Raw genomic sequence first — 24449 nt, 5'->3', positions numbered from 1 at the left:
CGGAGGTGGAGGATACTTTTAAAACCATAAAACAAGCGGCAGAAGGAACGCTTACCGAGAAAAAAAGTAAGTTTATAGCTTATGCTATTCCGGTACGCAGCGCTGACGAAGTGAAGCTGGAGGTGGAGAAATACCGCAAAAAATATTACGATGCCCGCCACGTGTGCTGGGCCTACATGCTGGGATTTGAGCGGAAAGAGTTCAGGGCAAACGACGATGGCGAACCTTCGGGCACAGCCGGGAAACCCATATTGGGACAAATCAATTCAAACGAATTGACGGATATTCTGGTGCTGGTTGTTCGTTATTTTGGCGGTATAAAGCTAGGCACAAGCGGCCTTATTTCGGCTTACAAAGGCGCGGCGGCAGAAGCAATCGCCCATTCGGAAATCATCGAAAAAACAGTCGATTTGGAGATAAGCTTCAGCTTCGGGTATCCGCTTATGAACGATGTGATGAAGATTATAAAGGACATGGAGCCGGAAATACTTCATCAGCAATTCGATATGGATTGCCAAATGACTTTGCGCATACGCAAAAAGTTGTACGGGCAATTGACCGAAAGATTAGAGAAAATAATAGCCCCCTAAATCCCCCGTAGGGGGACTTCAAACGCCTCCCCTACGGGGAGGTTGGGAGGGGCTTGGGACTGTTTTAACTTATAGTATAGTGATTTCAATTGATGGATTAACAGTAGAGTTTGGAGGCTTTACACTTTTTGAGGATATTTCGTTTGTCGTAAACAAAAAAGACCGGATTGCTTTGGTCGGGAAAAACGGCGCCGGAAAGTCAACCATGCTAAAAATATTCGCCGGTTTGCAACAACCCACGCGGGGCAGGCTGGTGGTTCCCAAAGATGTAACAATTGGGTATCTGCCGCAGCAAATGCTGTTGAACGACGGCAACACGGTTTTTGAAGAAGCATCCCTGGCATTCAGCCACATACAACAGTTGGAGGCAGAGCTTGACTATGTGAACCAGCAATTGGCCGAAAGAACCGATTACGAATCGGAGGAATACCACAAGCTGATTGAAAAATCGAGTTCCCTGAATGAGGAATACCTGATGTCGGGCGGAGGTAATTTTCAGGCGGAAGTGGAGAAAACATTGGCTGGACTTGGGTTCAAACGCTCCGATTTCGGCAGACCAACCAGCGAATTTAGCGGCGGCTGGCGAATGCGCATCGAACTGGCGAAACTGTTGTTGAGACGCCCCGATGTCCTTTTACTGGACGAACCTACCAATCACCTCGACATAGAATCCATCCAATGGCTCGAAAACTTTTTATCTACCCGCGCCAACGCGGTGGCGCTGGTGTCGCACGACAGGGCTTTCCTCGATGCCGTAACGCAGCGTACCATAGAAATAACCTTGGGGCAGATTCACGACTATAAGGTCAATTACTCGAAGTATGTGGTCCTGAGGAAAGAACGGCGCGAACAGCAGCAACGGGCTTTTGAGAATCAGCAAAAACAGATTCAGGAGACGGAGGATTTTATTGAGCGTTTCCGCTACAAGGCCTCCAAAGCGGTGCAAGTGCAATCGCGCATCAAGCAATTGGATAAGCTGGAACGCCTGGAGGTGGACGATGAAGACAATTCGGCCTTGCATCTCCGCTTTCCACCGGCTCCACGCTCCGGCTCGTATCCGGTTATAGCCGAGGATTTATCGAAGAGCTACGGCGATCAGCTTATCTTTTCCCATGTCAATTTCACCATTAACAGGGGCGATAAAGTGGCTTTTGTGGGGAAGAACGGCGAAGGGAAATCGACTCTGGTGAAGTGCATCATGGGTGAAACCGGTTTTGAGGGGAAACTTGAATTGGGGCACAACGTCAAGATAGGTTATTTTGCGCAAAATCAGGCCCAATTGCTGGATGAAAGCAAAACTGTATTTGAAACCATTGATTATGTGGCTGTTGGCGATATTCGCACAAAGATTCGGGATATACTCGGCGCGTTTATGTTTGGCGGAGAAGCTTCCGATAAAAAAGTGAAAGTGCTTTCGGGAGGGGAGCGAAGTCGTTTGGCCATGATTCGCCTGCTGCTCGAACCGGTGAACCTCCTTATCCTGGACGAACCCACCAACCACCTCGATATGAAGTCGAAAGACGTATTGAAGGAGGCCATCAAAGATTTTGACGGTACGGTAATCGTTGTGTCGCACGACCGTGAATTTTTGGATGGACTGGTAGATAAGGTGTATGAATTTGGAAATCAGCGAGTAAGGGAACACCTCTACGGCATTTACGAATTTTTGGGAAAGAAGAAAATGGAAAGTTTGCAAGAACTTGAACTTCAATCGCCAACGAACAAGGAAACAGCAGGGAAAGAAAATCCGGTTATAGCGCCGGAACCCAATTTTTCGTACGAGGAACGGAAAGAAATAGCCCGGGTAGTTAAGCGAATGGAAAAGCAAGTTGCCGAAGCCGAAAAAGCCATCGAAGACAAAGAAAAGGAAATCGCCCGGATAGAAGCTCTACTGGCAGAACCGGAAAATGCATCCAACCCCTCGCTCTACGAAAAGCACGGCATACTGAAAAAAGAATTGGAACAGGAAATGACCCGCTGGGAAGAATTATCAACCGAATTGGAAAAACGAAAATAACAGCCCCCCCGCCCCCCGTAGGGGGGATCAAAAAGTTCCCTATGGGGGATTTAGGGGCTGGCTTCAAATCCCCCTACGGGGGGCAGGGGGGCTAAATTTTAAATTATGATACAAATAGACGATACAATAATAGCGCTTGATGTAATTGAGGAGAACTTTTTGTGCGACCTCAGCGCCTGTAAAGGCGAATGCTGTGTGGAAGGGGATTCCGGCGCTCCCTTGGAAGCGGACGAAGTAAAAATACTGGAAGAAATTCTGCCGGTTATTTGGGATGACTTGTCTCCGGCGGCGCAAAAAATCATCAAGCAGCAGGGCGTTGCCTACAAAGATACAGATGGTGAAATGGTAACGTCCATCGTCAACAAAAAGGATTGCGTGTTCACTTATTACGATGAAAACGGCATTTGTAAGTGCGCCATCGAAAAAGCCTGCAAGGAGAAGCGGATAGATTTCTATAAACCCGTTTCCTGCCACCTCTACCCAATCAGAATACAACGTTACCGCGATTTCACCGCCGTTAATTACCATCGTTGGCGGGTGTGCAAAGCAGCAGTTGCCCTGGGCAATAAAAACGGACTGAAAGTGTATCAGTTTCTGAAAGAACCCCTCATTCGCCGGTTTGGACAAATCTGGTACGACGAGCTGTGTTTGGCCGTGGAGGAATACAATAAGATGAAAGGGGATGATTGAAGGTTAAGGCTGAAAGCCTTTAATACCCCAGCCCAACGCAGCGCGTTGGGAAAGAGAGCCAATGTGTTGATGTGCTGATATGCTAATGTGTTGATGGCGCAAAGCGACAACAATTTCATTATTCACATCAGCATATCAGCGCCACATTTGCTAATTAATTTACTGAATAAATAGCGCCTTGTAATTAAAACGAAAGCTTCGGTCATCAAAAACGACTGAGCCTTTTTTTATGAATGGTAATTATAGCAAAAGAATTTAATTACCTTTGTTTCCAGTTTCTCATTTAATAGTTCGCCGGTATGAAAAAAATACTTTTATTTTTCCTGTTTCTGTCCAGTTGTTATCTGCTTGGTGCAGAAAATGCCAAGCCATTGATATATAAAATAAATATCAAGCAGGACATAGACAACAATGCGTTGATACATCTGCAAAACGGGCTACATCATGCCACGAATAAAAACGCCGATTACGTCCTGATAGACATGAATACCTATGGCGGTGGCGTTTTGGAAGCCGATTCGATGCGGACAGCCATTCTCAACTGCCGGATTCCGGTGTATGTGTTTATCAATAACAATGCGGCATCGGCAGGCGCCTTGATTTCCGTAGCCTGCGATAAAATATTCATGCGGAAAAGCGCCAATATTGGAGCGGCAACAGTAGTAGAAATGACCGGAGAAAAGGCGCCGGACAAATACCAGTCGTATATGCGTTCGCTGATTCGTTCTACTGCCGAAAGTCATGGTAAAGACACCATTGTACAAAACGGCGACACTATAATCAAATGGAAACGCGACCCCAAAATAGCCGAAGCCATGGTGGACGAACGCGTTGTGATACCCGGCCTGATAGATTCGGCGAAAGTGTTGACTATGACGGCCAATGAAGCCTTGCAATGGGGCTACTGCGATGGAATAGTGGAGAACATCGACGAGCTGGTTACGAAGTATATAGGCACAAATCAGTACGAAATTGAGAGCTATAACCCCACCATGTTCGACCACATCAAAGGCTTTTTGATGAATGGAGCGGTGCAGGCTATCCTCATTATGTTTATTGTAGGGGGAATCTATTTCGAGATGAAAACACCCGGACTTGGCTTGCCGTCGGCTATTGCGATGACCGCCGCCGTTCTTTACTTCACCCCGCTCTATATGGATGGCTATGCACAGAATTGGGAAATACTTGTCTTTGTTGCAGGTCTCATCCTCATTGCCTTCGAGATATTTGTGATTCCCGGATTCGGTGTTGCCGGAATAAGCGGGATAGCGCTTTCGGCGACAGGTCTTTTCCTCAGTTTAGTGGATAATATTAACTTCGATTTTTCGGGCATTCCGGTGGCTGTGTTATTGAGCTCTTTGTTAACGGTAATCGGAGGGATGACCTTGTCGGTTGTGCTAATCATTTATTTTGCCAGCAGGATAGGCAAAAGCGGCATATTTAAGAAAGTGGCCTTGGAAGCAGACCAGGAAGGATTTATTTCGGCGCCCGAAGAGCCGAAATACTTGATTGGCGAAAAAGGCGTTGCCGCTACCGATTTACGCCCATCGGGCAAAGTGATTGTTGACGATAATTACTACGATGCCGTAGCTAATCAGGGTTTTATAGAAAAAGGGAAAACAATAATCATAACAAAATACGAAAATTCGCAAGTTTATGTGAGTTTGATTAATTAAAGAACGCAAAGTTTGAATACCAGTAATTTGTCATTTAATTGACCAGTTATTAATATGTATGAACCAGGGCAAACCATGAAAAAATTTAGTACTACTGTTACGGATGAGATTCCTCCCTTTGGTCGGAATGACTCGCTATTGATGGTTTAAGGGAGTAGGAAGCGGCGGCTTCGCCGCCGCTTCCCCATCCTCTCTCCCAAAAAGGAGACCGTCATTCCGACCAAAGGGAGGAATCTCTTGCTCATATCAGCCACTTTACCGAAAGGCATAAGCAGTAAAATTTTTCATGCGTTTACCCTGATGTATGAAAAGAGTGTGATAGAATTCTCATTTTTTTCATTATCTTTGCGGCAATTTTTTTTACGGATGTAAGAATATGGGAAAAGTATTTACAGAATATAATGGATTGGATTTGTCGGATGTTAACAAAGAAATATTGGACAAATGGACTGCGGATAAAATTTTTGAGAAAAGTTTGAAAATTCGTGCCGGAGCTACGCCTTTTGTTTTCTACGAAGGGCCTCCGTCTGCCAATGGTATGCCTGGTATTCACCATGTTATGGCTCGCAGTATTAAAGATATTTTTTGCCGCTATAAAACCATGAAAGGCTTTTTGGTGAAGCGCAAAGCCGGTTGGGATACACACGGCCTGCCCGTAGAGTTGGGCGTTGAAAAATCGCTGGGCATAACCAAAGAGGATATAGGTAATAAAATATCGGTTGAAGACTACAACAATGCCTGCCGCAAGGAGGTAATGAAATACACCAGAGAGTGGGAAGATTTAACCCGTAAAATCGGTTACTGGGTGGATATGGACGACCCCTACATCACCTACGACAACCGTTACATCGAATCGCTCTGGTATTTGCTGAAAGACCTCTACGAAAAAGGCTATCTGTACAAGGGATACACCATACAACCCTATTCTCCGGCTGCAGGAACCGGTTTAAGTACCCACGAGCTGAATCAGCCCGGCGCTTACAAGGACGTAAAAGATACGACCTGTATCGCACAGTTCAGGATACTGGATCCCAAAGACGAAATGGCGCAGTTCGGGACGCCCTACTTTCTGGCATGGACAACTACGCCCTGGACCTTACCCTCCAATACGGCATTGGCCGTAGGCGGCGGTATCACCTATGTGGCGGTGCAAACATTCAATCCTTATACAGGAGACAAAATGACTGCTGTGGTGGCAAAAGCCTTGCTGCATACCCTGTTCAGCGAAAAAGCTGCCGGTATTCCGCTTTCCGGTTACAAAGCAGGAGACAAACTTATCCCTTACAACGTGCTGGGAGAATGGACAGGAAACGATTTGGCAGGCATAAAATATGAGCAACTGATACCTTGGGTGGATCCGGGTAAGGAGGCATTCAGGGTGATTGTCGGCGACTTTGTTACTACCGAAGACGGAACAGGGATTGTTCATATAGCGCCAACCTTTGGGTCGGACGATGCCAAGGTGGCCAGAGCCAATGATGTGCCGGCTTTGATGCTGACGGACAAGGAAGGCAATTTGCGCCCGATGGTTGACCTGGCAGGTAAATACTTCCGAATTGAAGACCTCGATGCGGAGTATGTAAAAGCGCATATAAACGTTGATTTGTATAAAGATTATGCCGGACGTTATGTGAAAAACGATTACGATGCCAGCCTGACCGAGAACGATTCGACGCTGGATGTGGATATTGCGGTTATGCTGAAAAAAGAAAATAAAGCATTCCGTATCGAAAAGCATGTGCACAATTATCCGCACTGCTGGCGTACCGATAAACCTGTTTTGTATTATCCGCTGGATAGCTGGTTTATCCGCACCACAGCTTGTAAAGACCGCTTAATAGAACTCAATAAAACCATCAACTGGAAACCCCAATCAACCGGAACAGGACGTTTTGGCAAATGGCTCGAAAATCTTCAGGATTGGAACCTGAGCCGGAGCCGCTATTGGGGAACTCCACTGCCGATTTGGCGTACCGAAGACGGAAAAGAGGAACTCTGCATTGGTTCGGTGAAGGAATTGTACGATGAAATGAAGAAATCGGTCAAGGCCGGTTTTATGAAAAAAATACCTTGGGACGGATTCAAGGCCGGAGACATGTCGAAAGAGAACTACGAGCGAATAGAACTCCATCGTCCGTATGTCGATAATATTGTCCTTGTTTCGCCCTCAGGGAAGCCCATGAAACGCGAAACCGACCTGATAGACGTTTGGTTCGATTCGGGCGCGATGCCGTTTGCACAGTTCTTTTACCCCAACATGAAGGCCGAAGATTTTGTGAAAATATATCCCGCCGATTTCATTGCCGAAGGAGTGGATCAGACCAGGGGCTGGTTCTTCACGCTCCATGCCATATCTACTATGGTGCGGAACAGCGTCTCGTTTAAGAATGTTGTTTCCAACGGGCTTGTGCTGGATAAGAATGGCAATAAAATGTCGAAACGTTTGGGCAATGCCGTTGACCCGTTTTCAACAATCGAGAAATATGGTTCCGACCCCTTGCGCTGGTATATGATAACCAATGCATCGCCCTGGGATAACCTGAAGTTCGACATGAACGGCTTGGAGGAAGTAAAACGTAAATTCTTCGGAACCCTTTACAATACCTATTCGTTTTTTGCATTGTACGCCAATGTCGATAAGTTCAGCTTTGCCGAAAATACCATTCCGGTATCCGAGCGTCCCGAGATTGATCGCTGGATAATCTCCTTGCTCAACACGCTGATAAAGGAAGTGGACGGATATTACGAGGATTACGAACCGACAAAAGCCGGACGCGCCATATCGGATTTTGTAAACGACCATTTGAGCAACTGGTATGTTCGTCTCAACCGGAAACGTTTTTGGGGGGGCGAAATGGACAAGGATAAACTGGCTGCCTACCAAACGCTGTATGTTTGTTTGGAAACAATCGCCAAATTGGCTGCTCCCATCATTCCGTTCTATGCCGATAAGCTGTTCTGCGATTTGGTGTCGGTAACAAAACGCGATAAATCGGAATCGGTGCATCTTTCCGATTTCCCCAAATACGATGAACCGGTTATCGACAAGGATTTGGAAGAACGGATGAAAATAGCGCAGGATATATCGTCTATGATATTGGCCTTGCGCCGGAAAGTAAACATCAAGGTGCGTCAACCCTTGGCCCAGATAATGGTTCCGGTGATTGACCAGCGCCAAAGGGCGGCGATTGAAGCCGTTGAAAGCCTGATATTGAACGAAGTAAACGTCAAGGAACTGAAATATATTGATGGCGCTGCCGGCATATTGGTGAAAAAGGTTAAACCCGATTTCAAAAAATTAGGTCCGCGTTACGGCAAAATCATGAAGCAATTGGCCGCATCGGTGCAGAATATGACTCAGGACGCCATCATCAACTTGGAGAAAGACGGAAGCTTTACGTTTGATATTGAGGGCGATAAAGCCACCATAGAGTTGGCCGATGTCGAAATTATATCGGAAGATATACCGGGCTGGCTGGTAGCAAACGAAGGCCGCTTGACGGTAGCCTTGGATATTACGGTAACCGAAGAGCTGAAGAAAGAGGGTGTTGCCCGCGAACTGGTAAACCGCATACAAAATTTAAGAAAAACAAGCGGTTTGGACATTACAGATAGAATTAGTGTTAAAATTTCGGATTTAGAAGACCTGAGAGCTGCTATATCCGAATTCTATGAGTATATTGCCGCCCAAGTATTGGCCGACTCCATCGAGTTGGCGCCGGAACTGAAAGCTACGGAAATAGAAATGGATGATTACACCCTGAATATTTCGGTAGAGAAGGTATAAAAAATTAGTCAAACAATTAAAACAAATAGGATTATGGGAGAGAAAACAAGATATTCGGACGCCGAATTGAACGAGTTTCGTGATATAATTCTCGACAAGCTGAAACAAGCTAAAGAAGAATATGAGCTGCTGAAAGCGACTATCATGAATTCGGATGGAAATGATGTAACCGATACTTCACCCACATTCAAGGTGTTGGAAGAAGGGGCTTCAACGCTCTCGAAAGAAGAAGCCGGGCGTTTGGCGCAACGTCAGATGAAGTTTATACAAAATTTACAATCGGCCCTTATCCGTATCGAAAACAAAACATACGGAATTTGTCGTGAAACAGGTAAACTTATTCCAAAAGAACGTTTGCGCGCCGTACCTCATGCCACATTGAGCATTGAGGCTAAAAACAGCGGAATAAAATAAGACTAGTAAAAAATAAAAAAAGACTGTCAATCAGAAAAATACACGCTATTTTTTCGATTGACCTGTCTTTATATCCGAACCTGATGAAAAAATTTCCAAAGGGAATAACCGCCATACTTGCCATATTGCTGGTTATACTGGCCGACCAAACGCTTAAAATATGGGTAAAAACCAACATGCATCTTTACGAAAGTATCGAGGTAACCGGTTGGTTTAAAATATGTTTTGTAGAGAACCCCGGCATGGCTTTCGGGATAGAAATCATAGGAAAGTTGTTCCTGACCTTATTCCGGATAGTTGCCGTAGGTTTTATTGGTTATTACCTTTACCAACTGGTGAAAAAAGGATTTTCGCACGGCTACATTATTTGCATTGCCCTGATACTGGCAGGCGCTTTTGGTAACATAGTCGATTGTGTGTGTTACGGCGAAATTTTTTCCGAAAGCACGCGCTACGAGATTGCCTCAGTTGTTCCGCTTGGGCAGGGGTATGCCGAATGGCTGCACGGAAAGGTGGTGGACATGTTCTATTTTCCGCTGATCGAAAGCTCTTTTCCGTCATGGTTTCCGGTTGTAGGCGGTGATTCGTTTATTTTTTTCAGTCCCATATTCAATATTGCCGATTCGGCCATATCGGCAGGGATTGCTTTGTTGCTGATTTTCTACCGGAAAACATTATCGGAATCGTTACAATCGGATGCAAAGTAAAAAACTGATATATTGTTTGCTTCTTATACTTGCTTGCCCGAGTATATTTTTTTCGTGCAACCGGAATAAATATGTGATGTCGAAAAGTAAAATGGAGCAGGCGCTTTACGATTTGCAACTGAGCCAATCGGCATACGAGGCGCATGTAGCCAATCTTTATCTGGAAGAACAACAGCGGGCCCTGGTCAACAGCGTTTTGAAAAAATATGACATAACGCAGCAAATACTCGACTCGTCCTTGGTATGGTACACCATACACGATACGGAGTTGCTGTTGAAAATGAACGACTCGGTTGCCGCCCGTTTAAGGCGGGAACAAGCTGTTCTGGACAAGATAAATCGGGCCGAAATAGCGCAGGATGAAGCCCGTAAGAAGCGGAAATTGCTTGCTTCTTATATTTACCTGTCGCCACAGGAACCAACTTATTTTTTCAGCCTCGATTCGGTTAACCTTCAGAATATAGAGCTCGCAGCCCTGAAAATTATCAGCTTGAAAATGCTGGGCATGTCTCCAAGTATGGATGTATTCGCATACGCCAAGTTTGAATATGCCGATACCTCGGTTGTGAAGCCGTTTGCTGTGGAGAAAGATTTGTTTTGGGTCATTGCCCCCACATTGCCGGATAAAACGCCGAAAAACATATCGGGTTATGCGCATGTGCAGTCCAAGCTTAGCCATTTCGATGTGCTGATATACGACATTCGTTTCCGGTGCGAGAATGATTCTATTGATTAATAAAATCAACCGGAGAAAAACCACCCCTTGAAAAAATATTACGCACATTATACCTTCATCTATCCCGACAAGTTCCTCAAAAATACGGTGGTAGAAATGGATGCCGAAAACCGCATCGTTGCTTGCTATGCTTTTGAACGCGAAACGCAGGGTACGCTGTTTCATTCGGGCTTGCAGGTTTTTATTCCCGAAAATAAGATGGCGGCTGTTGGCCAAACAGAATTGCTTGTAGCCGAACCTCGCCTTGCACCTTACTTGGACGATGCGCTGGTTTTGAGTTACCGGGTGTAGCTCAATGAAAATTACCTGGGGGAGGCAACCACTACAAATTGTTGGTGTCTCACATCATCTAATGCGTTAAACAATAATGCGTTGATGATAGACGTCAGGCAATAGCGACTGACGCTGTTTATGCCTTCTATCCGTTCTATTTTGTATCCGCAATTATCGAACATCCTGATAATACTCTTTTTGGTAAAAAACCGGAGATGCGTTTTGTCCATGATGCCCGATTCGGTGTATCGCCAATCTTTTTTGAATAATAAATCCAACAGAATACCAATGTTCCTGATATTGGGAATAGAGGCGATAACTATTTTACCTGCTTTCAGTTTTGGTTTTAAGCTTTTCAAACATTCTTCAGGCTCAACCAGATGTTCCAGCACATCGTTGAAAAAGATGCAATCGAAGTATGAGTCGGGAAGTTTATCGTAAAATTCGTCAATTGAGCCTGTAAAAACATGGTCTATATGCTGCTCGGCTATTTTTGCATATTGCTCTACGATTTCTATCCCATACGTTTCAACATTTCCCGAAATTTTTTTCAGGTTTTTGGAAAACACTCCCGAACCGCAACCAACGTCCAAGGTTTTTTCTATCGTGTCGGGAATAAACCGAATCAACTCTTTTCGTTCGCATGAAAAATAATTACTGTTTGGCATCTCTCGTTATTTTTATATTTTTTCCAGGTATGTTTTATACCTTTTATATGCTTTCTTCATTACAACACTCTTGCCTTCCCAATATTCCTGTTTGGCTTTGTTTTTTCTCAGTTGGGCGATCAGTTTTCCTGCAATCACTTTGAGATGCAATGCACTATAAAGCAGGAGGATTTGCAGCCTTCCTTTTGTTTTGGAAAAATAGACGAATTTGCTGTACCAGTGTTCTTCGTATGACCATTTTTTCAACTCTTCGTTTTTATTTTCGGCCGAACCTCCCTGTTTATGAATTATCCCGGCTTGCGGAATTGATACTATTTTATAGCCCTTGTTTTGCACGCGATTGCAAAGCTCCACTTCCTCGAAGTACATGAAAAAATCGGGGTCGAAACCCTTTTGCTCTTCAAACAACTGTTCGGAAATAAACAAATCGGCGCCTGTGATTACGTTCACTTCTTTTGGCTGTCCTGTTTTGTTGAAGCCCGGTTCGCGTTTCCTGTTAAAGAGGATTTTGTATTCGTATGCCAACATGTCTGTATCATAGTACGATGATGCAGGTTTCATGTTTTCATGATACAGGTTGCCTCCACATATTCCTGCTTCGGGATGTTGGTTCATGTATTCGTAGAAAATAGCAATAGCATTGTTTAGAAGCAGCGTATCGGGATTCAGGAAAAAGAGGTATTTGCCCTTGCTTTCTTTGCTAGCCAGATTGTTGGCTCTCCCGAATCCCAGATTTTTCTCCGAAAACAGGAAGCGTACATCCGAATATTTCGCAACGAGGCCGTCAAGCGAAGCTTTTTCGGACTGGTTATCCACTACGATTATCTCGTAGCTTATGCCTTCGGTTTTTTGCATTATTGCCGCTATACATTCGTCCAACAAGGCAGATGTATTGTAATTGACAATAATGATGCTTACCTGTATCTCATTTTTCATGTTATTTATTATAATTACACCCCTAATTCGGCGCTTTTGTGTATAAATAAGCCGCAATGACGGCAAATATAACATTGGGTATCCATGCCGCAATGAAAGGGCTAACTGCGCCCGATACAGCAAAAGAGGAGCTGACAGTGAGAAACAAAATGTAGGAAACGCTAAGCAGCAATCCTATCCCGATATTCAAGCCCATACCGCCTTTCACTTTCCTCGAGGACAGCGATGCGCCGATAATGGTGAGGATAAAAGCCGAAGCGAAAGAGGCAAAACGCTTGTGATATTCTATCTCAAAGCCTTGTATTCCACCTATTCCCCGATTTTTTTGGCGGTTGATATGCTGGTCTAATTCGGGGGTTGTCATTTGTTCAAAATCGTTTGCCGAGATAAGAAAATCGCGGGGAATGATGGTCAATGTGGTATCCATTTCTTTTCCCGATGTAATGTGTTCCCGCATCCCGTCGAATACCCGGATCGAATAATCGTGCAAAATCCAGTGATAGCCCGTGTCGTATTCTATTTGAGCGGCAGTCAATCTCGATTCCAGCGCATTGCCGTCGAATTTGTCCAGTGAAAAATAATAGCCCTTTTTGTCTTCGTCGTAGTAACGGCTGATGTAGCCAATCACCCCGGGCTCTATTTGCATCTGTATTCTTTCGTCATAATCCTTCTTCTTGTTTTTGATGTATTTGTTCTGAAAATCAATCCTGACGGCATTGGCAGGCGGTATAACAAAACTACTCAGCAGAAAAGTTGACAGGGCAATAATTGTGGCCGAAATCATGTAGGGTTTCATCAGCCGCTTGAAGCTCATGCCCGTTGACATCATGGCGATAATCTCCGAATTGTCGGCCAGCTTGGACGTAAAAAATATGACCGCAATAAATACGAACAGGGCGCTGAACAGGTTGGCGTAATAAGGGATAAAGTTTTTGTAGTAATCGAAAATAATGGCCGATAAGGGCACATCTTTTTTGATAAACTTGTCAAGTTGCTCGTTAATATCGAAAACAACAGACACCGAAATGATAAGCACAATGGAGAATATGTATGTTCCCAGAAACTTACGAATGATATACCTGTCTAATATGGAGAGCGCTTTACCCATCTGTTATATTTTTCTTGATACGTTTTCGAGCATCGAATTTTTCCATGTTTTGAAGTCGCCGGCAATGATATGTTTCCGCGCTTCCTTAACCAACCACAAATAAAATGCAAGATTATGAATTGAAGCTATTTGCAAGGCTAAAATTTCATTAACAATAAATAAATGACGTAAATATGCCTTTGAATACAGCGTATCGACAAACGAAGCGCCCTCTTCTTCGATGGGCGAAAAATCGTTCTCCCATTTCTTATTCCGCATGTTCATAATGCCGTTCTTCGTAAACAACTGCCCGTTGCGTCCGTTGCGGGTAGGCATAATGCAGTCGAACATGTCAACGCCCCGCTCAATGGCCTCCAGTATATTGGCCGGAGCGCCTACCCCCATCAGGTAACGGGGTTTGTCCTTGGGCAGGATGCCGTTTACGAGTTCTATCATCTCGTACATTTTTTCGGTGGGTTCTCCTACCGCCAATCCGCCGATGGCATTCCCTTCGGCATTTTTCGAGGCTACATTTTCAGCCGCTCTTATTCTCAGGTCGGGATATACGCATCCTTGCACTATGGGAAACAGCGCCTGCTTGTAGCCGTATTCGCATTCGGTTTCGTTGAAGCGGGCAAGGCATCTGTCGAGCCAGCGTTCGGTTAGTCCGAGCGATTTTTTGGCGTAGTTGTAGTCGGCATCGCCGGGCGTACATTCGTCAAAGGCCATCATGATGTCGGCGCCTATGGCACGTTCTATATCCATTACCGATTCGGGGGTGAAGATATGCTTCGACCCGTCGATGTGGGAGCGGAATATGGCGCCTTCTTCGGTCAGTTTCCTGTTCCCGGCCAGCGAAAACACCTGAAAACCGCCACTGTCGGTGAGAATGGGTTTGTGCCAGCTGTTGAACTTGTGCAACCCTCCGGCCTGTCGCAATATCTCAAGGCCGGGACGCAGGTAGAGGTGGTAGGTGTTGCCCAGGATGATTTGCGCCTGAATATCGTAGCTCAATTCGGTCATGTGAACGGCCTTTACGCTTCCTTGTGTGCCTACCGGCATAAATATGGGCGTTTCTATTTGGCCATGGCCGGTTGTTATCAATCCGGCACGTGCGTCCGATTGGCTATCTGTATGCTGTAGTTCAAAAATCATTTTGTTTTGTAGAGGCTTATTTGGAATTTTCTTCCTCTTTTTCTTCCGGTTTCAGGTCTCTAAGCTGAACCAGTACGATGGATGTTTTATTCTTTTTCAATACGATAAATTCGTAATCCTCATCTTTCAGTTTTTCGTGCGCGCCCGGTATCCGGCCAAATTTGTCGATCAAATAACCGGCCAGCGTATCGTACTGTTTGGCTTTATCGACAGGGTGGGGCAGCTGGTCGTTTATATCGCTGATGGCCGCGGTGGCTATCACCGAATAGGTATTTTCGCCGGTTTGTTCCACAAAGGGTATTTCGTTGTCGTACTCGTCCTGTATTTCGCCCACAAGTTCTTCCAGTATGTCCTCCATGGTAACGATGCCCTCTATTCCTCCGTACTCGTCAAGTACCATGGCTATTTGCTGGTGTTTCAACTGAAATTCTTTCAGCAGCAGCCCAATTCGCTTTGTTTCGGGGACAAACGATACCGGCCTGATAATGGAGCGAATATCAACGGTGCCGTGTTCGCGCATTTTCTTGAGAATATCTTTCAGGTGAACAACCCCGGTGATGTTGTCGATACTGTCTTCGTAGCAAGGGATGCGTGAGAATCCGTCTTCGATAACGGTCTCCAGCGTGGCTTCGTCGTAATCGTTCACGTCAATGGCCAATACTTGTGTACGGGGCACCATCACCTGTTTGGCGGTGCGTTCCGAAAAATCGAAGGCATTTTTTATAATGTCGTAATTGGTTTCTTCTATATTTCCGCTTTCCTTCACCTGATCGACCAGGTACTTCAGTTCGTCGCTGCTGTACGATTCATATTCCGATACGCTGTGCAGCCCCACCAGTTTCAGCGCCAGATTGGCGATGCCGTTCAGCGCCCAGATAAAAGGGCGGAAAACCCAGTAAAAAGCCCTTAAAGGATAGGAAATAAACATGGTAGTTTGCTCCGAACGCTGTATGGCCAGCGATTTGGGCGCCAGCTCGCCGAGAACGATGTGCAGAACGGTTATGATGACAAATGCCAACGGAAGCGCAATGCTATGGGCCAATTCGGGCGAAATACTGAACCCGAGCAGCTCGATAAGCTGTATAATCATTTTTGAAACAACCGGTTCGCCAATCCACCCCAATGCCAAACTGGAGATGGTAACCCCCAGCTGGGTGGCCGCCAGATAAGAATCGAGGTGCGATACGATGCTTTTCGACAGGATGGCAAACCGGTTACCTTCCTGCGCCTTTATTTCCAACTGCGAACTTCGGACTTTGACTATCGCAAACTCGGCTGCAACGAAAAAACTATTTAAAAATACAAAGAAAAAAGTTATTAAAATGTTGAATAACATATTTCAAATTGATGTTGATTGTGCAAAGATAGATTATTAAACGAAAAGTGAAAAGTGAAAAGTGAAAAACTTAACGAATATGTCGATGAGAATAATCTGCCAATGTGAATAATGAAGTACACACCGTAGGGGCGTATCGAATACGCCCCCCGTAGGGGGGATCAGGAAATCCCCCCTACGGGGGGCGGGGGGGCTAAAAAACGGGCAACGCAAATACGTTGCCCGTTTTTATTATCCGTCCAAGAGCCTCCCCTGCGGGGAGGTTGGAGGGGCTGTTGATTTATTTTAATAAATCGAAAGGGTAGCCGATCCCTATTAATTCGTACGGAAAGCATCAGATTAAAAATACAATCCGTACCGAATTAAATAGAAAAATAAATAAGACAAAAAATAAACAAAAAATAGTATATCAACAACAGCAGCGCATTTGTGGACAGATAGCGACTGCTAACGATGGATAGTAGAAGTGTGGAGTTGAGTTAGAAGAGAGAAAGTAGAGGGAAAACATATTCCGCTCGACTTCTGCAATTTTCAGGGAGAAAAACTTCCACTTTTCAGCCTTGTTGAATAATCTTTTCATAACCTGTGATTGAAAAACTAATACCTATATTAACTGATGCAAAGATATGGCCGGTTAGTTAGCCATCCAATACCGTTTTTGTGGTATTTTGCAAACAGGCGGTGAAAACTGCCAGGGCAAACCTTGAAAAAATTTAGTACTACCGTTACGAATGAGATTCCTCCCTTTACCCTATGAAGACTGCTAAATTTTTTGTTTCATCAAGTATTTATTTCATTGCTCGCAAGATAGAGTAAAAATAAAATCTATTAATCGTAATTTATACCCGAAAAAACTTTATTAACCAAACAAAATATTCTACTTTTGTACGGCTTTAGAAAAAGAAATAGAATATAAACTATAATCAATTATGACTAATTTGAAAGAAAAGCTTTTCACGGAATTTCCGGCTGTATCAACAGAGGAATGGATGGCAAAAATTGTTGCCGACCTGAAAGGTGCAGACTTTGAAAAAAAGCTCGTTTGGAAAACAAATGAAGGATTTAAAGTGAATCCGTTTTACCGGAACGAAAATCTGGAAGGACTCAAAACAACTGATTCCCTTCCCGGAGAGTTTCCTTATGTCAGAGGAACAAAAAAAGACAATGACTGGTATGTACGCCAAGACATTCTGGTTAACGACTTCAAAGCAGCTAATGCAAAAGCGCTTGATGTTTTGAACAAAGGAATCACTTCGTTAGGGTTCAAAATTGAGGGCGATGTTACTGCCGACAATCTCAAAACCTTGTTGGAAGGCATTTGTCCCGAAGCTGTTGAACTGAACTTTTCGACATGTGGACAACAATCGCTTAAACTGATTCAGCTGCTGAGCGATTACCTGAAATCGAAAAATGTAGATTTGTTGCAATGTTTTGGTTCGGTAAGTTACAACCCATTCAAACCTATTCTGGTAAAAGGAAGGGATAACGCCGACTGGGTAGCGCAATCAGCTAAACTGGTTACTGCTGCCGCCGCTCTTCCCCGTTACCGTGTGCTGAATGTAGATGCCTGTTTATTAAGCAACGGCGGAGCATTCGACTATCAGGAACTTGGCTACGCTTTAGCCTACGGAAACGAAATATTGAGCAAACTGGTCGAAGTAGGCTTAGACCCTACTTTGGTTGCTAAAAAAATAAAATTCAATTTTGGAATCGGGCCAAACTATTTTATGGAAATAGCCAAATTCAGGGCTGCCCGCTGGTTATGGGCCGAAATTGTTGACGCTTACGGTGCAAAATGTAATCACAATTGTCCGAACGAAGACGGAGGCATTTGCCGTTGTGCTGCAAAAATGTACATCCACGCGCAAACCTCCACCTACAACCTGACGGTTTTTGATGCACACGTTAATTTGCTTCGCACACAAACCGAATCCATGTCGGCAACAATAGCCGGTGTTAATTCGCTGACGGTTCTTCCGTTTGACGAAGCATACAAATCGTCCGATGAATTTTCGGAAAGAATTGCACGCAACCAGCAACTTTTGTTAAAAGAAGAATGCCACTTCGATAAAATCACCGACCCGTCAGCCGGTTCGTATTATATCGAAAACCTGACGGTTTCGTTGGCTGAGCAAGCTTGGAAGTTATTCCTTGCCACCGACGAAAAAGGTTTTTACGAAGAACTGAAAGCCGGAACTGTTCAGGATGCAATTAAAGCTTCTTCGGACGCACGCCTCAAGAATCTGGCAACACGCCGCGAGGTACTACTCGGAACCAACCAATTCCCGAACTTCACCGAAGTTGCCGGAAATAAAATAGTTGGAGAAGACGCTTGTGGTTGTGGATGCCCCAAAGAGGATACCTATAAAACTATTCCCGGCGAACGTTTAGCCGTTGAATTTGAAAAATTGCGTTTGGCAACCGAAAAATCGGGAAAAACACCGGTTGTTTTCATGCTGACAATTGGAAACTTGGCGATGCGTCTGGCACGTTCTCAATTCTCTTCCAACTTCTTTGCATGTGCCGGATACAAAATTATCGACAACTTGGGATTTCAAACCGTTGAAGAAGGGGTGAAAGCCGCTCGTGAGAAGAAAGCCGATATTATCGTTCTTTGCTCCAGCGATGACGAATACGCCGCTTTGGCGCCCGAAGCTTACGCGTTGATAAAAGGAAAAGAACAGTTTGTTGTGGCCGGCGCACCTGCCTGCACCGACGACCTGAAAGCTCAAGGCATCGAGCATTTTGTCAATGTTCGCAGCAATGTGTTGGAAACGCTGAAACAATTCAATAGTTTGTTGAATATTTGATTTCGGCGTTATGACAACTAAACTCACACCAAAAGATTGGGTAGAAGCAGTTCGTCCCTGGTCCTATCCGGTTTCTCTAAGCCCCGCGCTTGTAGCCTTGCTCGACACCGTGTGGATACACCCCGAAAGTGCATCTCATTGGTTGTTGGGCGCTGTGGCTGTGTTGGGCGCCGTTATATTTCATTCGAGCGGTAATCTCGTCAGCGATTATCACGACTATCGTAACGGCATAGATAAACTGGGAAACCCCGGAGCTACTTCGCTCACATCGGGATTGTTCAAACCGAAGCAGATATTGGTTTTTGGTTTGATATTTTTAGCTGTGGGAATTGCCATAGGATTGATATTACTTCATTATTCCGGTACCGGATTGCTTTGGCTAGGCGCCATTGGCGTGGCAGCTTGTGTGTTCTACTACTTGCTGAAAGCCCGCGCACTGGGCGATTTGCTGATTTTTATCATCTTCGGGCCTTCGATTACGATGGGAGTCTCGTTTGTGATGCTTGGATATTATGATTGGATATTTTTGGGGGTTGCACTTCCCGAGGTCTTTATTACAGTGAATGTTTTGCACGCGAATAATACGCGCGATATGCAACGCGACAAAGTAGCAGGAGCTACAACTTTCGCCAAACTGTTGGGCTTAAAAATGTCGAAATTCCATTATTGCTTGCTGACGGTTTTAACCTACTCGGCGGTTGTTGTAATGATTTTATTACACATTCTACCGGTATGGACTTTGCTGACATGGCTGACTGTTCCGATTGCTGTCCGCAATTGCAGAACGATGCTAAAAGCAAGCGCAGCAGATACTTCGCCTATCAATATGTTAGACCAACGCACAGCACAGTTGCAGCTCGCATTTAGTTTGACCATGCTGACCGGATTAATAATTGCAATCGTATGAAACGCATCTGTATCGCCATAATTATAGCTGCCACCCTTTGGTTTGTGATGTTTTCGCCGTGGACGAAAGTATTTCACAACTTCTGGAGTGTGATGGCCTTGTCTGCCGGCATTCTTATTGTCCTCTCGGCAAGGTTTGCAAAGGACTGGAAAAAACAGTTCCGGTTCAATGCCAAAGATATAATTACAGGTGTTGCATCAGCTGCATTACTGTACGGTATATTTTATGCAGGAAACGAAATCTCCCAGCTGCTCTTCGATTTTTCGGAAAAGCAAGTGAGCAATGTGTATGCCATAAAAGAGGGGCAAAACCCGGTTATCCTGGCATCGCTGTTGCTGTTTTGGGTTGGCCCTGCCGAAGAAATCTTCTGGCGAGGCTACATCCAGCGGACACTGGCCGGCAAGAAAGGTGAAATTGCGGCTGTCGTAATTTCGACACTGGTATATGCGCTGGTACACATTTGGTCGTTCAACTTTATGTTGGTTATGGCGGCGCTTGTGTGCGGAGGATTCTGGGGACTGCTTTATATGAAGAATAAAAATCTGTTGACGGTTTTGGTATCCCATGCAGTATGGGATGTTGCCATATTTATTTTATTCCCTATTTTGTAAATAAAAAACAAAACAATATGAAACCTGATTTTAAAAACATTGACATCAAATCGGCAGGCTTTGCAGCAACTAACGCTGCTGAATGGGCTGCCCAAAACGGCATCGAAGCCGACTGGATTACACCGGAATTGATTCCTGTGAAGTCAGTTTACACAAAAGAAGATTTGGAAGGTATGGAGCAGCTGAATTATGCTTCGGGTATCCCTCCATTTTTGCGTGGACCTTATTCGGGCATGTATGCCATGCGTCCATGGACTATCCGCCAATATGCCGGATTTTCTACTGCCAGCGAATCGAATGCTTTCTATCGCCGTAACCTCGCATCGGGGCAAAAAGGGCTTTCGGTAGCTTTCGACTTGGCTACACACCGTGGCTACGATGCCGATCATCCTCGTGTAGTAGGCGATGTGGGCAAGGCTGGTGTATCTATTTGCTCTGTTGAAGATATGAAAGTGTTGTTCGATGGTATCCCCTTGAATCAAATGTCGGTATCCATGACCATGAACGGCGCGGTTCTTCCTGTTCTTGCTTTCTACATCAATGCAGGCCTGGAGCAGGGAGCTAAACTCGAAGAAATGGCCGGAACCATTCAGAACGATATATTGAAAGAATTCATGGTGCGTAACACCTATATATATCCACCCGAATTTTCGATGAAAATTATCGCCGACATCTTTGAATACACTTCTCAGAAGATGCCTAAATTCAACTCTATTTCTATTTCGGGCTACCACATGCAGGAAGCGGGAGCAACAGCCGACATTGAGTTGGCATACACGCTGGCCGATGGTATGGAATACCTGAAAGCAGGTATTGATGCCGGTATAGATGTGGACGCCTTTGCTCCGCGCTTGTCGTTTTTCTGGGCAATCGGTATGAATCACTTTATGGAAATTGCCAAAATGCGCGCCGGTCGCTTGTTGTGGGCTAAAATAGTAAAGGGCTTTGGCGCAAAAAATCCAAAATCGCTTGCTCTCCGTACGCACTCCCAAACATCGGGATGGTCGTTGACCGAACAAGACCCATTTAACAATGTAGGCCGTACTTGTATCGAAGCAATGGCTGCCGCCCTTGGTCATACTCAATCGCTCCATACCAATGCCTTGGACGAAGCAATTGCCTTGCCAACCGATTTCTCGGCGCGTATTGCACGTAATACACAGATATACATTCAGGAAGAAACCCAGATATGCAAGGAAATTGACCCATGGGCCGGCTCTTACTTTATCGAGTCGATGACCAACGAGCTGGTGCACAAAGCTTGGGCGCATATTCAGGAAATACAGAAACTGGGCGGTATGGCCAAAGCCATCGAAACCGGTCTTCCCAAGATGCGTATCGAAGAAGCTGCCGCACGTACACAAGCCCGTATCGACTCGGGAACGCAGACCATTATCGGTATCAACAAATACCGGTTGGAAAAAGAAGACCCCATTGATATTCTGGATGTGGACAATACCGAAGTTCGCCGCCAACAAATCGAACGCTTGAAGGACTTGAAAGCGAAACGAGATGAAGCAGCTGTGAAAAAAGCCTTGGAAGCCATCACCGAATGTGTTAAAACTAAAAAAGGAAACCTCTTGGAACTTGCAGTAGAAGCAGCCCATGTTCGCGCAACACTGGGCGAAATATCGGATGCCTGCGAAGTTGTAGTAGGTCGTTATAAAGCAATAATTAGAACTATATCAGGCGTGTATTCATCAGAAACTAAAAAAGACCCGACTTTCCAGAAAGCGCAAGAGCTTGTTGAGAAATTCGCTAAAAAACAAGGCCGTCAACCGCGTATTATGATCGCTAAAATGGGTCAGGACGGACACGACCGTGGAGCGAAAGTGGTTGCAACAGGTTATGCCGACTGCGGATTCGATGTGGACATGGGACCCTTGTTCCAAACTCCCGAAGAAGCTGCCCGTCAGGCTGTGGAAAACGATGTGAATGTGCTTGGCGTATCTTCGCTTGCCGCAGGTCATAAAACACTTGTGCCGCAAGTTATTGCCGAGCTTAAAAAACTTGGACGCGAAGATATTATCGTCATTGCCGGAGGTGTAATTCCCGCACAAGACTACGACTACCTCTATAAAGCAGGCGTTGCAGGTATCTTTGGCCCTGGTACATCGGTAACAAAAGCTGCCGTACAAATTATGGATATTTTATTGGCAGACTAATGTTGTAAATTCTTTAGAATATGAAATGTAGGGGCGAATCGTGCAGGTTCGCCCCTTATTTTTTGTACTGCGTTGTTTTTTCTGTCATTGCGGGCTCCGACCCGCAATCTCCCGAGCATGGCACAAACCCCGATGTTTAACTAAACACATGATGCCACAAAAAAGGCGCGATAAACCCCGCCCCTTACAAACTCTATCCAATATTACTCATTCAAAGTAACCTTACCATCTTTATCTACATCAAATTCCAATTCGTAGTAATCGGTAACGATATTTCGTCCTTGTATTCTTGTTGCGGTATTTTTATCTGTAATGTCCAATGTTAGCTTGAGCAGGAGATTGGCATCATCGTCGGCAGTAAAAAAGATTCCACCCACACAGTCAAATTTATACTCTTCGGGTATCAAGGTTTTTGCTTCTGCAACGTACTTGGCAATATTTTCCTTGTTAATGCCGACTACATTTATTGCTGTTTTTTCTTTGTTCTTTCTGAACGAGGACAGCCGGTTTTCTTTTTCTTTGGCGGGTTCATTTTTAACGCTTGAGTAGTTGTAGAAGACCTTTTGTTCGTAATGTTTTCCTTCTGCATCACTCAATTCAAGAATAAGAAGCCCAAAGTCGCCCGATAATTTTTCTTTTTCCACCAGTCGGGCGCTAATAATGTTGTAGTTTTTACTGATTTCCGTTAAATCGGAAATTACTTTATCCAACGCTTCCGGCGAATCGATTTGGGGAGGAAAAATTTCGGAACAAGAGTTGAAAGAGATAGCAGATACCATTAAAATGGCAGCGCAAAAGAAGTTTCTTAGTTTCATAACGTGTTGTTTTTAAATTGAAAATATTACTTTTTGTAAAATATAGTTTAGCAAATATATTTTATTTAGATGAATCCGACAAGTTTTTTCCTGTTAAACTCAGGGCAAACCATGGAGAAATTATATACTTTCATGTATCGAAGGGGTTGAATCACCGGCAAAACTGGTCTAGTCCCGCATGGGACGGCGCTTTATTAAAAAGAAATTCAGAGATTAATAGGCTGCTCTACTTCTACGGCCTCGCGTAAACGGATCCAATGTTTTAGCTTTGGGAAAAAATAAAGGAAGCATTCTTACCTTGGACGAATTTAAAGCCTATTTTGAAATTAAATATTGAAATATTATCTTTGTAGAACGATAACTAAAAACCAAACAACATGAAACCAAAAAACAAAAATCTGTCCTTATCCGGAACGAAGGCCGAAGCTTCGAAGGTAGAAAGGAAAAAATCTAAACTGGAATTGTTTTGGGAATTGAATCCTCATGGTATTCTCGAAATAGTAAACATGAAAGCGGTGTTGAAATGAGGTATTACATAGACACCAATATTACGGTCTTCTTGCTTGGGAGTATTGACGAAATAGACCGAAAAGTACGCGATATATTGTTTGACCCTGAAAATATTATATATATATCTACAACTTCCATACGTGAACTTATTCTACTCTATAAAGAGGGCGATTTGCGGCATTTAAAATATAAGTCGTACGTGGCTTGTTTGCTGCTGTAAAGTTTCTAGAATATGAAATCAAGCCATTAACTATAGAACATCTAACGGAATATGCACGGCTATCTCCTGCCTATGGCCATAAAGACCCAAACGACCACATTATTATAGCGCAAGCCATATCCGATAAAATACCGCTTATTTCTTCCGATACTAAATTTAAACACTACACATCTCAAGGACTGAATTTTATCTTTAATAAAAGATAAAAAACATAAGTAAGTGTTCATAATTAGTTTGTATAAAATATTTAGTTTGTCTTTCCGTTCTAGTATGGTATATACAATTAGGAATGGGAAAGATAAAGAAACTGGAATTAACAGTTGCCCAGCGAGGGCAACT

The 24449-nt window shown here is 44.4% G+C and carries 22 protein-coding genes; 16 read left to right on the top strand and 6 right to left on the bottom strand.

Features of this window, described 5'->3' with window-relative positions:
- Positions 1-5: 5 nt before the first annotated feature.
- From ACYPWY_RS08705 to ACYPWY_RS08665, 9 genes are all read left to right on the top strand, one after another.
- Entirely contained in the window at positions 6-590 is a 585-nt protein-coding gene (locus tag ACYPWY_RS08705; protein WP_459685137.1) for an IMPACT family protein, read from the top strand.
- Between the two features lie 79 nt (positions 591-669).
- Positions 670-2607, top strand: coding sequence for an ABC-F family ATP-binding cassette domain-containing protein (locus ACYPWY_RS08700; RefSeq protein ID WP_459685136.1), 1938 nt, complete (start codon positions 670-672; stop codon positions 2605-2607).
- Positions 2608-2712: 105 nt separating this feature from the next.
- On the top strand, positions 2713-3297 hold the full coding sequence (locus ACYPWY_RS08695) for a DUF3109 family protein (protein WP_459685135.1): 585 nt from the start codon (positions 2713-2715) through the stop codon (positions 3295-3297).
- A 299-nt stretch (positions 3298-3596) separates the two neighbouring features.
- Positions 3597-4973: an NfeD family protein gene (locus ACYPWY_RS08690; protein WP_459685134.1), complete on the top strand. Its 1377-nt coding sequence runs from the start codon at positions 3597-3599 to the stop codon at positions 4971-4973.
- A gap of 376 nt (positions 4974-5349) precedes the next feature.
- A complete protein-coding gene (ileS, locus tag ACYPWY_RS08685) occupies positions 5350-8760 on the top strand; it encodes an isoleucine--tRNA ligase (protein WP_459685133.1) in 3411 nt (1136 codons plus the stop codon).
- 33 nt (positions 8761-8793) lie between these two features.
- Positions 8794-9174 carry a TraR/DksA family transcriptional regulator gene (locus tag ACYPWY_RS08680; RefSeq protein ID WP_459685132.1) on the top strand — a complete coding sequence of 127 codons (381 nt, stop codon included), beginning with the start codon at positions 8794-8796 and terminating at the stop codon, positions 9172-9174.
- Between the two features lie 80 nt (positions 9175-9254).
- The gene (locus ACYPWY_RS08675) at positions 9255-9881 is read left to right on the top strand and encodes a lipoprotein signal peptidase (protein WP_459685182.1); all 627 of its coding nucleotides are present in this window, start codon (positions 9255-9257) and stop codon (positions 9879-9881) included.
- Between the two features lie 76 nt (positions 9882-9957).
- Positions 9958-10617 (top strand): DUF4296 domain-containing protein, encoded by a 660-nt coding sequence (locus tag ACYPWY_RS08670; protein WP_459685131.1) that lies wholly within the window; start codon positions 9958-9960, stop codon positions 10615-10617.
- Positions 10618-10644: 27 nt separating this feature from the next.
- Complete coding sequence (locus ACYPWY_RS08665; RefSeq protein WP_459685130.1) at positions 10645-10908, top strand: hypothetical protein; 264 nt, start codon at positions 10645-10647, stop codon at positions 10906-10908.
- 11 nt (positions 10909-10919) lie between these two features.
- Here ACYPWY_RS08665 and ACYPWY_RS08660 read toward each other — a convergent pair whose 3' ends face one another.
- The 5 genes from ACYPWY_RS08660 to ACYPWY_RS08640 are packed head-to-tail and all read right to left on the bottom strand — an operon-like array spanning position 10920 to position 16072.
- A complete protein-coding gene (locus ACYPWY_RS08660) occupies positions 10920-11558 on the bottom strand; it encodes a class I SAM-dependent methyltransferase (protein ID WP_459685128.1) in 639 nt (212 codons plus the stop codon).
- A gap of 12 nt (positions 11559-11570) precedes the next feature.
- Positions 11571-12494 carry a glycosyltransferase family 2 protein gene (locus tag ACYPWY_RS08655; protein WP_459685127.1) on the bottom strand — a complete coding sequence of 308 codons (924 nt, stop codon included), beginning with the start codon at positions 12492-12494 and terminating at the stop codon, positions 11571-11573.
- 22 nt (positions 12495-12516) lie between these two features.
- Entirely contained in the window at positions 12517-13602 is a 1086-nt protein-coding gene (locus ACYPWY_RS08650) for an LptF/LptG family permease (protein ID WP_459685126.1), read from the bottom strand.
- 3 nt (positions 13603-13605) lie between these two features.
- Complete coding sequence (gene tgt, locus ACYPWY_RS08645; RefSeq protein WP_459685125.1) at positions 13606-14736, bottom strand: tRNA guanosine(34) transglycosylase Tgt; 1131 nt, start codon at positions 14734-14736, stop codon at positions 13606-13608.
- A gap of 16 nt (positions 14737-14752) precedes the next feature.
- The gene (locus tag ACYPWY_RS08640; RefSeq protein ID WP_459685124.1) at positions 14753-16072 is read right to left on the bottom strand and encodes a hemolysin family protein; all 1320 of its coding nucleotides are present in this window, start codon (positions 16070-16072) and stop codon (positions 14753-14755) included.
- A gap of 929 nt (positions 16073-17001) precedes the next feature.
- Between ACYPWY_RS08640 and mutA the strand changes: the two genes are divergently transcribed.
- From mutA to scpA, 4 genes are read left to right on the top strand one after another with little or no spacing between them, the layout of a single operon-like run.
- Positions 17002-18882, top strand: a complete 1881-nt coding sequence (gene mutA / locus ACYPWY_RS08635; RefSeq protein ID WP_459685123.1) for a methylmalonyl-CoA mutase small subunit — start codon at positions 17002-17004, stop codon at positions 18880-18882.
- Positions 18883-18892: 10 nt separating this feature from the next.
- Entirely contained in the window at positions 18893-19789 is an 897-nt protein-coding gene (locus ACYPWY_RS08630; protein ID WP_459685122.1) for a prenyltransferase, read from the top strand.
- Positions 19786-20400, top strand: coding sequence for a CPBP family intramembrane glutamic endopeptidase (locus ACYPWY_RS08625; protein WP_459685121.1), 615 nt, complete (start codon positions 19786-19788; stop codon positions 20398-20400). The genes ACYPWY_RS08630 and ACYPWY_RS08625 overlap by 4 nt, the downstream gene beginning before the upstream one ends.
- A 17-nt stretch (positions 20401-20417) precedes the next feature.
- Entirely contained in the window at positions 20418-22565 is a 2148-nt protein-coding gene (gene scpA, locus ACYPWY_RS08620; RefSeq protein ID WP_459685120.1) for a methylmalonyl-CoA mutase, read from the top strand.
- 203 nt (positions 22566-22768) lie between these two features.
- On the opposite strand, the gene ACYPWY_RS08615 is transcribed toward scpA, so the two are convergent.
- Positions 22769-23380, bottom strand: a complete 612-nt coding sequence (locus ACYPWY_RS08615; protein WP_459685119.1) for a hypothetical protein — start codon at positions 23378-23380, stop codon at positions 22769-22771.
- A 377-nt stretch (positions 23381-23757) separates the two neighbouring features.
- Here ACYPWY_RS08615 and ACYPWY_RS08610 point away from each other — a divergent pair, with 377 nt between their 5' ends.
- From ACYPWY_RS08610 to ACYPWY_RS08600, 3 genes are read left to right on the top strand one after another with little or no spacing between them, the layout of a single operon-like run.
- A complete protein-coding gene (locus ACYPWY_RS08610) occupies positions 23758-23907 on the top strand; it encodes a hypothetical protein (RefSeq protein WP_459685118.1) in 150 nt (49 codons plus the stop codon).
- Positions 23904-24110, top strand: a complete 207-nt coding sequence (locus tag ACYPWY_RS08605) for a hypothetical protein (RefSeq protein WP_459685117.1) — start codon at positions 23904-23906, stop codon at positions 24108-24110. Before ACYPWY_RS08610 ends, ACYPWY_RS08605 begins: the two co-directional genes overlap by 4 nt.
- Positions 24095-24316: a type II toxin-antitoxin system VapC family toxin gene (locus ACYPWY_RS08600; RefSeq protein WP_459685116.1), complete on the top strand. Its 222-nt coding sequence runs from the start codon at positions 24095-24097 to the stop codon at positions 24314-24316. The genes ACYPWY_RS08605 and ACYPWY_RS08600 overlap by 16 nt, the downstream gene beginning before the upstream one ends.
- Positions 24317-24449: the final 133 nt, after the last annotated feature.

The organism is Viscerimonas tarda, assembly GCF_054601255.1.
The sequence above is the reverse complement of the archived record's forward strand: the minus strand, read 5'-3'. Positions and strand labels throughout refer to the sequence as shown.